Source organism: Algoriphagus aquatilis, from assembly GCF_042657405.1.
GTDB lineage: Bacteria > Bacteroidota > Bacteroidia > Cytophagales > Cyclobacteriaceae > Algoriphagus > Algoriphagus aquatilis.
On record NZ_JBHSKS010000005.1, the window covers coordinates 37322 to 51151 of the forward strand.

Consider the following 13830-nt stretch of genomic DNA (forward strand, 5'->3'; position numbering starts at 1 on the left):
AAATCAAAAGCCCTGGTCGTGAGGTGCCCCCAAAAAGTTAGACACTTATTGGGGGCATTTTTATGCAAAAAAACAGAAAACACAATTTCGATTTCCGGCTTCGAATAGTTCAAGAAGTCATGCAAGGCCGACACAGTTCGGAGAGTATCGGCAAAAAGGAAAACATTAGCAGTTCTTTAGTCAAACGTTGGGTAGCTTTCTATCGGAAGTTTGGAGCAGAAGGATTGAGGGCTAATACCAAAAGAAGATACACGGCAGACTTTAGATTGAAAATCGTTAAAACACTTAAGGCCGAATCTTTATCTTTACTTCGAGCCTGTCTCCGTTTCCATGTGCCTAATGAAGCAACTGTCCTGAATTGGGTACGGATTTATGATTCGAAAGGACCGAAAGGATTGAAGTCGATCCAACTAGGAAGACCTATTACTATGCCCAGAAAGCCTAAACGCCCACTGACACGAGAAGAGCAGCTCTTGGAAGAGCTGGCCAGTCTAAAAGCCGAAAACGCATACTTAAAAAAGCTTCAAGCCTTAATTCAATCCGAAAACCTGAAAGAAGAAAAACGCAAATCATCCAAGAATTAAGGCGAAAGCATGCATTGGAAGAACTCTTAAAGCATGCAGGGATGGCTCGGAGTACCTTTTATTATCACCTCAAACAGCTCCAGCAAAAGGATAAGTACGAGACAATAAAATTGGAGATCCGAGATATTTATAAACTGAACAAAGGAAGATACGGCTACCGCAGAATCCAGGAAGAACTTCAAAATAGAGGCTATACGATCAATCACAAGACCGACTACGCCTTGATGCGAGAACTTGGGATAAAGAGTGTTGTTCGGGTAAAAAAATATGCTGCCTATCGGGGAGAGCAGGGTAGAATAGCTGAGAATATCCTCAACAGGGATTTTAAAGCATCTCAGCCTGAACAAAAGTGGGTGACTGATATCACTGAATTCAAAGTCCAAGACAAAAAACTCTATCTCTCTCCCATCATGGATCTATATAACAGAGAGATCATTTCTTTTACTCTGGCCGATAGACCCATGCTACAACCAGTTTTGGAAATGGTTAAAAAGGCAACCGGCAACCGGCAAAAAATCCCGGGTCTGATCATACACTCCGATCAGGGATGGCACTATCAAAATCAGCAGTACCAAAACCTGCTCAAGGAAAAAGAAATCAAAATCAGCATGTCCAGAAAGGGGAACTGTCTCGATAATGCAGTCATCGAAAACTTCTTTGGAACTCTCAAATCAGAGCTGTTCTACCTGAAAAAGTACCAGTCCATTCATGAGCTAAAAAAAGAAATCAAACAATACATCCATTACTATAACCACCAACGAATAAAATCAAGTCTAAACGGAAAAAGCCCGGTACAATACCGAGCTTCTTCATTAAATTTAAATCATTATTAATCCGTCCAACTTTTGGGGGCTAGTTCATCGATGATCAGGGCTTTTTTATTTTTTTCACCGCGGAGGGGCAGAGGGCGCAGAGATTTTTAAGAAAGAGAGGACTTTTAGGAGATTTAGAGGATTCAGACTAATTCAGATCCTTTATTCCTCAGTTCAAAATCCGCGAAAACCTACCTACCGTAGGCAGGTCTGTGTCTTTTTCTGTGTAAACTTGCCTGACGGCAGTCAGGTCTGCGGGAAATAACTAAACCTTCGAGATCTTGAAGACCTCAAAGGTGATGGAAAGGTTACTTTCTATCCCTCAGCATCTTCAGATACAAGCCCTCCACTCGTTCGCGCGCCCAAGGAGTTTTGCGGAGAAACTTCAAGCTGGAACTGATCGAAGGATCATGGGTAAAGCAGCGAATGGTGATGCGCTCCCCGAGTTCCTTCCAACCATAAAACGAAACCAACTCGGCGAGCATATCAGCCAAAGTGACCCCATGAAGCGGATTGTTGGGTTGTGATTCCAATGTTTTTTTGGTTTTAAGAGAATGCTAAAGTAGTGAATCAGGGGAATTATAGAGGGATTAACCTATACCCTAGATTGATAAAGGAATAAATTATTAATTCTATCAATTCCTAAAATTTTCAACTATTTGGAGACCCATTCCCATAATTGATCCTAATCGCAATTTTTTTCATTGTTACTTTTTGTGGGGCAAAAAGTAACCAAAAACCCTTGATACAGCAAAGCTCCTACCACACATGGCCGGACGCTGGCCCGCTGCTGTGTCGGCCCACGCGCCCAACAGAACAAAGCTTTGTACTAATTGGCTAATTCCAGTCATAGATTGGCCTAAATAGTAACCATATAAAAAAGAGCCTTATACTTTCTTTTCTTTTTGTTTTAAAAAATATGTAAGTCTCAGGCAGCAAACACTAGATCTCTAAAATTGTATCTGCTGACTGAGACTGAACACTACTCACTTTTTCAGCCTTCTCACTTCAGTCTTCTTAATTTCTCCCTACTGCGACTGATCACTGAGACTGCTTACTATTTCTTTCCCTTTGGTCGCAGCGGTCTGCACTCCACATCCGCCACGAAATAATTTGGATGAGTTTCCAGTGTCTGCACGATGGTAAGAGCCACATCTATTGGACGCATCATGTGCTCATGGGCTTGCATTCCGGGGATGGCATCAAAGAAGTTAGTCTGAATTGACCCTGGATAGATGGTAGATACTTTAATCCCGAAATCCCTCAACTCCATATACATCGAGTGAGAAATGCCACGCACAGCATGCTTGGTACCTACATAGCCAGCAAAATTGGCGACTCCATTTAATCCTGCAATCGAGGCTACATTAAGAATATGCCCTTCATCGGCTGCTTTCATGGCGGGAACGAGTCGCTTACTCACGTAAAAAATCCCGTGAACATTGGTATCAAACATGGATTTCCAGTCTTCCGAGCTCATGGTTTCAAAAGATCCGGCTACGCCAAAACCTGCATTGTTGACTAAGATTCGGATATCCGAGCCCAGCTTGTCCACGGTGGCTTGGAAGGCATTTTCCACTTGCTCTTCTACCGCTACATCACAAGTGAAAAAGTGGAATTTTGGATGATCGAAAGCAGGCTTGTTTCTTCCCCAACCAGCCACAATTGTTCCTTTTTCTACCAATAATTTGACGACTTCCAGTCCCACACCTTTGCTGACTCCGGTGACGACTGCGATTTTATTGTTCAATTCCATAAGTTCAGTTTTGTGGATAAATCCATTTCCTGCCGAAAAGTTCTGCGAAAGCATTTTTTATCCCAAATCACAAGGTTTTTAAATTCAATGGTTCTAATTTTCCTTCTCACCCAAAAAACCGCCAATCTGATCATTCACCAAATTACCTTATGAGAAAATTAATTTTACCCTTAGTTCTGCTCAGCGGAACTGTCTTTGGCCAAAGTAAACTACGGCCTGAAATCGATAAGAAAGCCACGGCCGTCGAAACCAAAGTCATCGAGTGGAGACGAGACATTCACCAGAATCCTGAGCTGGGAAATCAGGAAAAGCGAACCGCCAAGTTGATTTCGGATCACTTGCGCTCCTTGGGCATCGAGGTGACTGAAAACGTAGCCGTAACCGGTGTAGTAGGAGTCCTTCGAGGAGCCAAGCCCGGCCCGATGGTCGCTCTTCGTGCAGACATGGATGCCCTTCCGGTGACCGAGCGTGTAGACCTCCCTTTCAAATCTACCGTGACCACCACCTACAATGGACAGCAAACCGGTGTGATGCATGCCTGCGGACATGACTCTCACGTGGCCATCCTGATGGGTGTGGCAGAAGTCCTTGCCGGAATGAAAAACCAACTCGAGGGTTCCGTCAAATTCATCTTCCAACCTGCTGAAGAAGGCATATACGAACCCGGAGTCACTACATGGGGTGCCAAGCAGATGGTGGAAGAAGGGGTGATGAAAGACGTGGACGCGATTTTTGGCCTGCACATCTCCGCCCAAACCGAAGTAGGGACCATCGGCTACCGCTCCGGACCTGCCCAAGCAGCCGTAGATAATCTCGAAATCATCGTACACGGTACCCAAGCGCATGGCGCATCTCCTTGGTCAGGGGTAGACCCTGTCGTGACGGCTTCCCAGATCGTGACAGGCTTGCAGACCATCCTTTCCCGAAGTGTCAACATCACCCAAAACCCTGCAGTAGTTACCGTCGGAGCGATTCACGGTGGTATCCGTCACAACATCATTCCTGAAAAAGTGGAGATGATCGGGACCATCCGAACTTTTGGAGACGAGCAGCAGGAATTGGTCCACCGACGAATCACGGAAATTGCAACCAACATTGCCGAAAGTGCGGGCGCCAAAGCAGAAGTCAACATCACCAAGCTTTACCCATCTACGGTCAATGACCCTAATCTGACTTCGAAAATGGTAGCCACTTTGGAAGCTGCCGCAGGAAAAGAAAACGTGAAAGTAAATCCTCCGGTGACCGGTGCAGAAGACTTCAGCTTCTATCAGCGGGAAAAGCCGGGCTTGTTCATCGGACTTGGCGGCATGAAAAAGGGTGGCGATCCTACCAAGACCCCTTCTCACCATACACCTGATTTCTACCTGGATGAAAGCGGCTTCGTACTCGGTGTGCGAGTGATGAGTTACTTTGTGGTGGATTACATGGGAATGAAAAAGTAAACGCAACAGTCGACAGACTACAGTCAAAACAACTGAAAACCCCTTCCAGAGTGATTTGGAAGGGGTTTTGTGATTTTGACGCAACAAATGAAGAATATTCCTACCGCATAGGCACATAGAGCCACATAGTTTTAAGATATTAAAAGCTCTTCTCCTTATTTTCTATGTGATTATGTGGTTTTCATTTTTTCAAACTCAAAGGATCCAACGCCAATCCTACTCATTCGCGATATGGATTACCTGACCCTTCATATGAAAAGAGGTAAAGATTCAATCTGAGGAGACAAAAGGCCACTCGAAGTGGCCTGTGAAATTAGCCTTGAAAACAGCTGGAAAATTTTTCTTTATCAATTTTTGAAACTGTCAAAGACTGGATTTGGCGAAAAAAATTTTCCCTAATGGGTATTTTACCTCTATACTATCCTAGATTGCCTCCTTTCCTTAAATTTGATTTCACCCAATCCAACCATGAAAAAAATTATCCTCCCTCTCCTGCTGATTTCCGCCTCGGCGATCGGTCAGTCTAAGCTTCGCCCCGAAATCGATAAGCGTGCCGATGCGATCGAATCCAAAGTCATCACCTGGCGTCGAGACTTCCATCAGCACCCTGAGCTCGGCAATCAGGAAGTTCGCACCGCCAAGATCGTCGCCGATCACCTGAGGGCGTTGGGCATGGAAGTCACCGAACAAGTGGCTGTCACAGGAGTAGTCGGAGTACTAAAAGGCGGCAAGCCAGGCCCGATGGTTGCCCTTCGGGCAGATATGGATGCCCTTCCCGTGACCGAGCGAGTCGATCTCCCATTTAAGTCTACCGTCACCACTACGTTTGCCGGACAGCAGACGGGCGTGATGCATGCCTGCGGACACGATTCCCACACGGCTATCCTGATGGGTGTGGCTGAGGTACTGGCAGGAATGAAAAATCAACTGGAGGGTTCCGTCAAATTCATCTTTCAACCCGCTGAAGAAGGGGTAAGCGATGTGGATATGGCAGGGGCTGAACTGATGGTCAAAGAAGGCGTGATGAAAGATGTGGATGCGGTTTTCGGTTTGCACATCTGGGCGCAGATTGAAGCTGGTAAAATCGGCTATCGCCCAGGACCTACCATGGCCGCGGTGGATATATTAGGTATCAACGTACTCGGAACGCAGGCCCACGGGGCATCTCCTTGGTCAGGCGTAGATCCGGTGGTCACCTCCGCTCAGATTGTGACTGGACTTCAGACCATCCTTTCGCGCAGCGTCAATGTAACTCAAAATCCTGCAGTGGTCTCTGTAGGCGCTATCCATGGTGGAATCCGCCACAATATTATTCCCGAAAAAGTGGAAATGATCGGTACCATCCGAACCTTTGGAGACGATCAGCAAGCCTTGGTGCACCGCAGAATCAACGAAATCGCAACCCACATAGCCGAGAGTGCAGGGGCTAAAGCTGAAGTGACCATCACTAAGCTCTATCCTTCCACTGTGAATGACGAAGCCCTCACTGCCAAAATGATTCCGACCCTTGACGCAGCTGCAGGTAAAGAAAATGTTGTCTTGATGGATCCGATGACCGGTTCGGAAGATTTCAGTTTTTTCCAACGCGAAAAGCCGGGCGTATTTGTCTTCCTTGGTGGGATGAAACCCGGAGCAGATCCATTGAAAACTCCCTCTCACCATACTCCTGATTTTTACCTGGACGAAAGCGGCTTCAAGCTTGGTGTACGGGTGATGAGCTACTTTGTGGTGGACTATATGGGGATGAAGAGGTAAGGAACTGAAAATTAGTTATTGGTTATTGATAATTGGTGGCTAAGTAATTGATCATTATTTCCAGGTCATTGGTCATTGGTTATTGAAAATTGATCATTGATTATTGATCAAACCACCATTCGGGTTGTTGGCTGGTGCTGTTTGGGAAGACGTTACAGCTCAAGCAAGTTGGCTTGTACTCAGTGGCGCGTTTGCCCGGAACGTATTCGCAAACCTCCTCCAAAAAGAATGGGACATCTGCTCGAGTAGTATAGATTCGGGTGATTTTCGCCTTGGCTACTTCAAAGTAACCCAACACCACTTCCTCAGGGTCGTCCACATTGTACATATTTCCTCTTATGGGTGCAGGAGGTATATCAAACACAGAGCCTGTATTATTTACCAATTGCCTAACCTTTCTCCAATAATCATGTGCGTCTTTGGTGATGCTCAGTTGTTTGACATTGAAATAATGTCGACTTAGAAAGGACTGATCCACCAGTCTTTTCGCTAAAATCTGACTACTGACCGCTCCTGGTCTGTTTAGAAGGTCTCCATTTACCAAAGTGATCCGCTCTGCATCTGAAATCTCTGTGACGTAGCACGGGGGAGGAGGTGTATTGAATGGATTTGGGAAAAAAGTAAGGTCCCAAAAATAAATTTCCTCCACTGCCCAGCGCAGGTAATAACCTCCCGTCTGATTGGGCAAGGTTACTTCTGAAGCGATTGCGATTAAAGCTGCCTCAGGATTGTTTTCCAAGCGAGCCCGCTCAAAGCTAAAGCTCAATTTATCCTCGCCTACGACTTCAGGCATACGTTGAGGTTGAGATCGATAGACTTTTTCCTGAGTCCAAATCTCCAATTCGTACTCCAATCCGGGACGAGGAGGCCGAAATCCAATCAACTCATAAGTTCCGGCTTTGGTCTCCTGATATTCCCATAGGTCACCTGTCTCCTTGCAATGAAGCATCACACGAGCACCTTCAACAGGTCGTGGCAGATCATTGAGAGTAAATATTTTTCGCTCCTCGTCCGCGATAAATGGCTTTCGGGCATTGGACGTCGTCTGCGAAAGGTAGACATACTGTGTCTCTGCCAAATCGGTCAGCGTTCCCGACACAATCAGCCGCTCCCTGTCCAATCGATCCAGTTTGAAATCTATTTTTTCCACACAGGAATTAAACAAGGCCAACATGAGCCATAGCAAGTGAATCCGAAACTTAGTCATTGGCACCTCCCCACTGAATGCTATAGGTAATGGAGGGAAAAATCGATCCCAAAATCGCCAGTCGATACGGCCTCAACTGCTGAGAATCCCCATCTCGCTGCCAAAAGATCGAATAGGCATTTTTCCTTCCAAATAAGTTGTAAATGCTGAAATTGAGAGAATCTCCCTTTTTTGAAAATACTTTTTCGACGGTAAACGAAGCATCGACGCGGAAATAATCCGGGATTCGATACTGATTTCTTGCACTATAATCAGGCACCAACAAGCCGCCATTGAGCATATAGCTGGCATTGACCGCACTCACGGGTCTACCAGTGGAGTAATTGGCAGAGAGATTAAATAGACCTCGGGGATAGATTTTCCGACTTAGAATAAAGTTGACTTCATGAGGCTTGTCAAAGTTGGAGGGGAACCACTCATTGCAATTGATCTGCTCCTGTTGAAATAGGCTCATTGAACGAAACAAGGACCGGGAATAGGTGTAGGCAAGCCATCCTGTAACTATCCCCAGATTTTTCTTGACCATAAATTCCGCTCCATAGGCTTTTCCTTCTCCGAGAACCAACTCTGTCTCCAAATGAGGATTAAGGAAAATTTCTGCGAAATCACGGTATTCCACCTGATTTTGGCTGGCTCTGTAAAAGCCGTCAACGGAATACTCCCAACGATTGTCCGTGGAGTTTTTGAAAATCCCAAAGGAAAAACTATCGGATCGCTGAGGTGGAATATACTTCGTACTGAGTTGCCACAGGTCGATAGGCGTCGGTCCAAAGGTATTGGAAACGGACTGCACGTACTGGTAAAGTCGAGCATAGCTGAGCTTAAGCGAAAGACTGGAGGTAAGGTTTTGACGTAATGAAATCCTCGGTTCCCAACCCGAGTAAGATGCCACTTTTCCAGATCCCACTACTTCCTGACCGATTTGATTGGAAGGAATGAGTGGGGCATTGGGTCGGTATTGATAGACAGAATCGGGACCAAGCTGGGTAAAGGAAGAATAGCGGATACCAGCAATCAACCCTGTGGTGGCGCTCAATTCCTGCTCAAGGGAAAGAAAACCTGAAAATTCAACTCCCTTTTCTTTGTCTACCTGCTCAGGTTGTACGCCAGACTCCAAACCAAAGGGAAGTAATTTTTCAGGTTTGCCTTGGTAATTCAGCGCTTCCAATCCACCTGTGAGTGCGAGTTGGTCTTTGGCCCAAGTGGCAGAAATCTTTCCCTGCTGATACCTCATTCCATTTCGAACTTGCGCAGCCTCGACTCCCTCGGGATCGATAAAAGCATTTGAAAAATCCCCGTCTGCGGCCAATGCACTGACGGAAAGGTGATCTCCAAGAATCCCTTTGTAACGAAGAGAGCTTACCCGATTGCTCCACTCGTAGCCAAACTGATCTGAAAACTGGAATCGGTCCCCGGTCAGCAGCGTATTGGCTTCCATCGTATGTCCTTGGGAGAGCTTCCAAGTCAAGCCCAGGTAGCCATCATAAAAATTGATCCTACTTTGCTGTAGGTCAAGGTCTTGGGTTTGATTGAGCAGCCAATTGACATTGGAAACTCTCCCTCCTGCAATCACGCTTGCTTTCTCGCTTGCGATAGGCCCTTCAATCAAAAATTTGCCATTGGAAGTGCCCATTCCCACTTGGCCTTTCCAGGCATTCATATCTCCGGGACGCATCAGGATATTTAAGGCCGAACCAGCCCGGCCTCCAAAATTAGCAGGTAAGTTTCCTTTGTAAAGGGTGAAGTTTTCCGTCACATCGGTATTAAATCCCGATAAAAAGCCTAACGCATGGTTGGAACTCAAGACCACAGCCTCATTCATCAGAATCAGGTTTTGGTCTGTTTTTGCTCCACGGACGTTGATTCCAGAGGTGCCTTCACCTACTGAAGACACTCCGGGAAGGAGCTGCAAGCCTTTGAAAATATCTGATTCCCCCATAAAAGCAGGGATCGATCGCAACTCACGCGTAGTGAGCTTGGTGACTCCGGTGATCGCGTTGCGGACATTTCGGTCAGGATCTTCGGACACAACGACCACCCCATCCAATTCGAAACTTTTAACAGTCATTTCCAAATTGACTACACCATTGTCATACAGCTCTACTTGAGTAAAGACAGGGATGTAGGAAATATGCCGAAAAGTCACCCGATGGACTCCCGGCTCTAGCGTAAGGTAGTAGAAGCCATATTTATCAGTGACCGTTCCGGTAAAAGCGCCATTTACATGTAGACCAACTCCTTGAAGTGGTTCATTGGTTTCTTCCGTGAGAATTTTACCTGTAAGGACGTAGGTATTGGGATGTTGATTTTGAGCTTTTCCAAATCGAAAGGTCAAAGAATCTGTTTGGCCGTATGCAACCGTAATTCCGAAGAAAAAGAATAGAATTAGCTGAAAGGAAAATTTTGACATGAGACTTCGAAGAAACCTGTTTTTTTTAAATTTTTACAGGAAAAATGTAAAAACCAATCCCAATCAGACTTCGTTTTTCTAAACAAATTCAATGTCAAATGAAAAAGATCCTATTTCTGTTATTCCTTGCGCTTCCCCTGCTGACCGCCTGCAAAGAAGAAGAGAAGCCAGACGAGGAAGCTTTTATCTTTGGCCAGTGGAACCTCTTATGTGAAGGCAATTGCATCCAAATTTACAAGTTTGAAGGAGGTAAACTCTACGAAGACAACATGCGAAGCTTCCGAGAGGCGCCTATCATTGTCTATAAAACTTCCCCGATGGACGCCAAATATGGTAGTTTGGCTCAGGAACTCGAAAACTCATTTCCAAAAGATTACTTAATGCCTCGGGGATTGCAGTTTATCGGCTGTCCCAATTGTGTAGAGGAAGGCGGGTATTACCTGGCTTTTGAGCGTGAATCTGAGATCATTTGGTGGCAAGTAGGTCGAATTCCTGAACTTTGGCCTCAAGAAATCAGGCCATTTATGGAAAAAATGATTCAGACCATGAGAGAATTTCCTCCTCAGCAATAAAAAAGACCTGTCAGGTTTTTGAAACCTGACAGGTCTTTTGCTTTCGTGAGTTAAAGCTATTTCTTATTCAAAATTGAGCTTAACAATATTCCAGAAACTCTAAGAATCTTCATCGGACATCTGACATCCTACATCTGACATTTAAATTCTACCCACCAACTCTCTCATGATCTGACTCATGACGGGTTCGGCTTTTGCAGCTGCAGCTATGACATCCTCAAGCGATACTTGGTGGATTTTACCTTCTACTCCCAAATCGGTAATGGCCGAAATTCCAAATACTTCCATGCCACTGTGTCTTGCCACCAATACTTCCGGTACAGTGCTCATACCTACTGCATCGCCTCCGATGATTCGAAGGTATTTGTATTCTGCAGGAGTCTCAAGATTGGGTCCTTCGACGCCGCAATAGACACCTGTGTGGAGTTTTATTCCTTTTTCTTTGGCAATTTCCAAGGCCAAATCGATCAGTCGACGGGAATAGGCATCGCTCATGTCAGGGAATCTAGGGCCCAGTTCATCGAAGTTTTTACCCCTTAGAGGGTTCTCCGGGAAAAGGTTGATGTGGTCGGAAATAACCATTACATCTCCCACTTCCTGAGTGGGATTGAGTCCGCCGGAAGCATTAGAAACCAAAAGCGTGGAAACTCCTAGCTTTTTCATGACTCTTACCGGAAAAGTCACCTCCTTCATGGAATAACCCTCATAGTAATGAAATCGGCCTTTCATGGCGAGGACGCTTTTGCCTGCTAGAGTCCCAAAAATCAGTTTCCCAGAATGGCTTTCTACTGTAGAAACCGGAAAATGCGGAATGTCTTTGTAATCAATCTCCAGTTGGACTTGGATCTGATTACCCAAACTACCGAGGCCTGTGCCTAAAATAATCCCAACTGAAATGGGCTGGTTGTACTTGTTTTGAATAAATGAGACAGCTTCTTGAATCTGATTGAGGTAGTCCATGGTTTGTTGATTTGGGAGCAAAGATAGGATTTTGGATGGGGCTTAGAACTTTTACCCCTACTTGCTTGTATAGGAGTGAGAAAATTCACCCCCATGATCAAGATTATCGTAGGTACCAACCGAAAGAACTCCGTTTCCAAAACCATTGCGGAACTCTATCAAAGCATTTTGACAGAAAAAGGAGTAGCGTCTGAAATTTTAGAACTGGAGCACCTTCCGGCAGATTTTACGGCCACAGCGCTCTATGAAAACAACGGAAAAAATCCCGGATATAACGCCTTTCATGACCGCGTCAAGGAAGGAAAAAAGTTTGTATTTATCGTAGCAGAATACAACGGTTCGTTTCCGGGAATTCTGAAGACTTTTATTGACGGGATGACCTATCCAAACACTTTCAGAAATAAAAAGTGTGCATTGGTTGGCATCTCCTCCGGAATAGGCGGGGGTGGCATCGCACTGAGCCACCTCACCGACATCTTCCATTATCTGGGTATGCATGTTCTTGCTCTCAAGCCGAAGCTTGCCAAAATCGAGCAAAATATGTCAGATAACCTGCTCACCAACAGGCTGTATGTAGAACTCCTACATACCCAGGCAGACATGCTGCTTGAGTTTTAGGACTTAGTCCACATTGTCATGCAGGTATCTATTGTTGCCGAGAATTTCACTCTCGTTGCTTAGGTTATACTTGCTGATGGCTGGCTCAGAGCTGTGCTGTGGTTCATTCAGGACCACATTTTTGCGCTGATAGGCAGGCACATTCATTTTCTCTTTCATTTCTTCAGGCGAAGCATTGAAGACCCGATTGCCTTTGAGCTTCTCAAATCGCTCATGCGCTCTCTGAATGGCCTTTTGCTTCATTTGTTCATAGTAATCATTGGCATAGAGCGGAGCAGTAGGCTGAGACTCCTGAGGAAGTTTTTCATTCTTCTTTTCAGTCTCTTCATAGAGATTGTGAACGATTTTTTCTACCTCCTCCACTTTAGTTTCAACTGTTTTTTCCTCAACAATTGGCTGAACAGAAAAAACAAATTCCTCGATGGGTTCTTCTTCCACTTTTGGAGTGCTAGGAGCTGCTACAGGAGCTTTTGGCATGGAAAACGTAAAGGTAGATCCACCTGCGATAGGCTCTTCTTTCACTTGTTGAGCCTTCCCTGATTCCAGGTTGATTACGGTTTTTACCACTTCAGGAGTAGCTACCGGAGTGCTGGCGATGGGTGTGGCAAAAGCAGATACCGGAGCAGATTCTAGTTTTTTGGCACTCTTGTCAGACAGCCTATCCATCTCAAATCCTGTAGCAATCACTGTCACTCGGATAGCTTTGCCCAATTCGGAATCGATGCCCTGACCAAAAATTACCTCAGCATTGTCTCCGGCCTTCTCTTGGATGTACTCGGTGATTTCGCTGAGTTCGTCCATAGAAAGTTCTTCTTCTTCGCCTGACATGATGGAAAGAAGGATTTTTTGAGCTCCTTTGATTTCCACGTTGTTGAGCAAAGGGGAAGAGATCGCAGAGGCAGCAGCACGGATGGCACGGCCTTCACCTTCTTCGGTGGCCGAACCCATTACTGCAGCACCGGCTTCTTTCATGACAGTCTTCACGTCTTCAAAATCGACGTTGACATCCTGATGAATCGTGATGATCTCAGCGATGGATTTCGCCGCAGTGGTCAAGATATCATCTGCCTTGCTGAAGGCCGTACGGATAGCCAAGTTGCCATAGATTTCTCTGAGCTTGTCATTAAGAATCACAAGAACAGTATCGCAATTTTCGCGAAGCGCCTCGATACCAGCCTGAGCAACAGCCATTTTCTTTTTGCCTTCAAACATAAACGGTGCAGTCACGATACCTACCGTCAGGATGTTGAGTTCTTTGGCAATTTTGGCTACAACTGGAGCTGCACCGGTCCCGGTACCTCCACCCATACCTGCTGTGATAAACACCATCTTAGTGTTGTCAGCAAGAAGTTCTCTGATTTCTTCGTGAGACTCCAAGGCAGCATTTCTTCCTTGCTCAGGATTGGCGCCAGCTCCAAGACCTTCGGTCAAGTTGGCTCCCAATTGTAGTCTTAAAGGAACGGGGCTTGATTTCAAGGCTTGAGCGTCGGTATTGACTACCACAAACTCCACATCCTTGATGCCTTGGCTGTACATGTGGTTTACGGCGTTGCTACCGCCACCACCAACGCCAATTACCTTGATAATTGACTTTTGATTCTTTGGGAGATCAAATCTGTAATCTTTCATGTTATCTGACATATTTTATGGTTTGGTGAAATTTTTCAGTTGTAAGTAATTTTTGTGAATGGGGAAGAAAAGGGAAATAACCTGC

Annotated in this window: 12 protein-coding genes; 6 read left to right on the forward strand and 6 right to left on the reverse strand. The window is 45.5% G+C overall.

The window, feature by feature from the left end:
• The first annotated feature begins 62 nt into the window (after window positions 1-62).
• Both ACFPIK_RS08345 and ACFPIK_RS08350 read left to right on the forward strand, forming a co-directional pair.
• Window positions 63-584, forward strand: coding sequence for a transposase (locus ACFPIK_RS08345; RefSeq protein WP_377914149.1), 522 nt, complete (start codon window positions 63-65; stop codon window positions 582-584).
• Window positions 539-1417, forward strand: coding sequence for an IS3 family transposase (locus ACFPIK_RS08350; protein WP_377914472.1), 879 nt, complete (start codon window positions 539-541; stop codon window positions 1415-1417). Before ACFPIK_RS08345 ends, ACFPIK_RS08350 begins: the two co-directional genes overlap by 46 nt.
• 287 nt (window positions 1418-1704) lie before the next feature.
• Here the strand turns inward: ACFPIK_RS08350 and ACFPIK_RS08355 are convergent, their stop codons facing one another.
• Window positions 1705-1929, reverse strand: coding sequence for a VF530 family protein (locus ACFPIK_RS08355; RefSeq protein ID WP_111394677.1), 225 nt, complete (start codon window positions 1927-1929; stop codon window positions 1705-1707).
• Window positions 1930-2453: 524 nt separating this feature from the next.
• Entirely contained in the window at window positions 2454-3152 is a 699-nt protein-coding gene (locus tag ACFPIK_RS08360) for an SDR family oxidoreductase (RefSeq protein WP_377914152.1), read from the reverse strand.
• Between the two features lie 149 nt (window positions 3153-3301).
• Here ACFPIK_RS08360 and ACFPIK_RS08365 point away from each other — a divergent pair, with 149 nt between their 5' ends.
• Window positions 3302-4594, forward strand: coding sequence for an amidohydrolase (locus ACFPIK_RS08365; RefSeq protein WP_377914154.1), 1293 nt, complete (start codon window positions 3302-3304; stop codon window positions 4592-4594).
• A 468-nt stretch (window positions 4595-5062) separates the two neighbouring features.
• Window positions 5063-6349, forward strand: coding sequence for an amidohydrolase (locus ACFPIK_RS08370; RefSeq protein ID WP_377914156.1), 1287 nt, complete (start codon window positions 5063-5065; stop codon window positions 6347-6349).
• A 100-nt stretch (window positions 6350-6449) separates the two neighbouring features.
• Here ACFPIK_RS08370 and ACFPIK_RS08375 read toward each other — a convergent pair whose 3' ends face one another.
• On the reverse strand, window positions 6450-7556 hold the full coding sequence (locus tag ACFPIK_RS08375) for a DUF4249 domain-containing protein (RefSeq protein WP_377914158.1): 1107 nt from the start codon (window positions 7554-7556) through the stop codon (window positions 6450-6452).
• A complete protein-coding gene (locus ACFPIK_RS08380) occupies window positions 7549-9966 on the reverse strand; it encodes a TonB-dependent receptor (protein ID WP_377914160.1) in 2418 nt (805 codons plus the stop codon). Before ACFPIK_RS08380 ends, ACFPIK_RS08375 begins: the two co-directional genes overlap by 8 nt.
• A 98-nt stretch (window positions 9967-10064) precedes the next feature.
• On the opposite strand from ACFPIK_RS08380, the gene ACFPIK_RS08385 reads away from it, so the two are divergent.
• Entirely contained in the window at window positions 10065-10538 is a 474-nt protein-coding gene (locus ACFPIK_RS08385; protein ID WP_377914162.1) for a hypothetical protein, read from the forward strand.
• 141 nt (window positions 10539-10679) lie between these two features.
• Here the strand turns inward: ACFPIK_RS08385 and ACFPIK_RS08390 are convergent, their stop codons facing one another.
• Complete coding sequence (locus ACFPIK_RS08390) at window positions 10680-11498, reverse strand: purine-nucleoside phosphorylase (protein ID WP_377914164.1); 819 nt, start codon at window positions 11496-11498, stop codon at window positions 10680-10682.
• A gap of 93 nt (window positions 11499-11591) precedes the next feature.
• Between ACFPIK_RS08390 and ACFPIK_RS08395 the strand changes: the two genes are divergently transcribed.
• Window positions 11592-12116, forward strand: a complete 525-nt coding sequence (locus ACFPIK_RS08395; RefSeq protein WP_377914166.1) for an NADPH-dependent FMN reductase — start codon at window positions 11592-11594, stop codon at window positions 12114-12116.
• Window positions 12117-12119: 3 nt separating this feature from the next.
• Here ACFPIK_RS08395 and ftsZ read toward each other — a convergent pair whose 3' ends face one another.
• Window positions 12120-13745 (reverse strand): cell division protein FtsZ, encoded by a 1626-nt coding sequence (gene ftsZ, locus ACFPIK_RS08400; RefSeq protein WP_377914474.1) that lies wholly within the window; start codon window positions 13743-13745, stop codon window positions 12120-12122.
• Between the last annotated feature and the right edge of the window lie 85 nt (window positions 13746-13830).

Coding starts and splice junctions, on each gene's coding strand:
- ACFPIK_RS08345 (WP_377914149.1), top strand. CDS start 63: ATGCAAAAAAACAGAAAACACAATTTCGATTTCCGGCTTCGAATAGTT.
- ACFPIK_RS08360 (WP_377914152.1), bottom strand. CDS start 3,152: ATGGAATTGAACAATAAAATCGCAGTCGTCACCGGAGTCAGCAAAGGT.
- ACFPIK_RS08365 (WP_377914154.1), top strand. CDS start 3,302: ATGAGAAAATTAATTTTACCCTTAGTTCTGCTCAGCGGAACTGTCTTT.
- ACFPIK_RS08370 (WP_377914156.1), top strand. CDS start 5,063: ATGAAAAAAATTATCCTCCCTCTCCTGCTGATTTCCGCCTCGGCGATC.
- ACFPIK_RS08375 (WP_377914158.1), bottom strand. CDS start 7,556: ATGACTAAGTTTCGGATTCACTTGCTATGGCTCATGTTGGCCTTGTTT.
- ACFPIK_RS08380 (WP_377914160.1), bottom strand. CDS start 9,966: ATGTCAAAATTTTCCTTTCAGCTAATTCTATTCTTTTTCTTCGGAATT.
- ACFPIK_RS08385 (WP_377914162.1), top strand. CDS start 10,065: ATGAAAAAGATCCTATTTCTGTTATTCCTTGCGCTTCCCCTGCTGACC.
- ACFPIK_RS08390 (WP_377914164.1), bottom strand. CDS start 11,498: ATGGACTACCTCAATCAGATTCAAGAAGCTGTCTCATTTATTCAAAAC.
- ACFPIK_RS08395 (WP_377914166.1), top strand. CDS start 11,592: ATGATCAAGATTATCGTAGGTACCAACCGAAAGAACTCCGTTTCCAAA.
- ftsZ (WP_377914474.1), bottom strand. CDS start 13,745: ATGAAAGATTACAGATTTGATCTCCCAAAGAATCAAAAGTCAATTATC.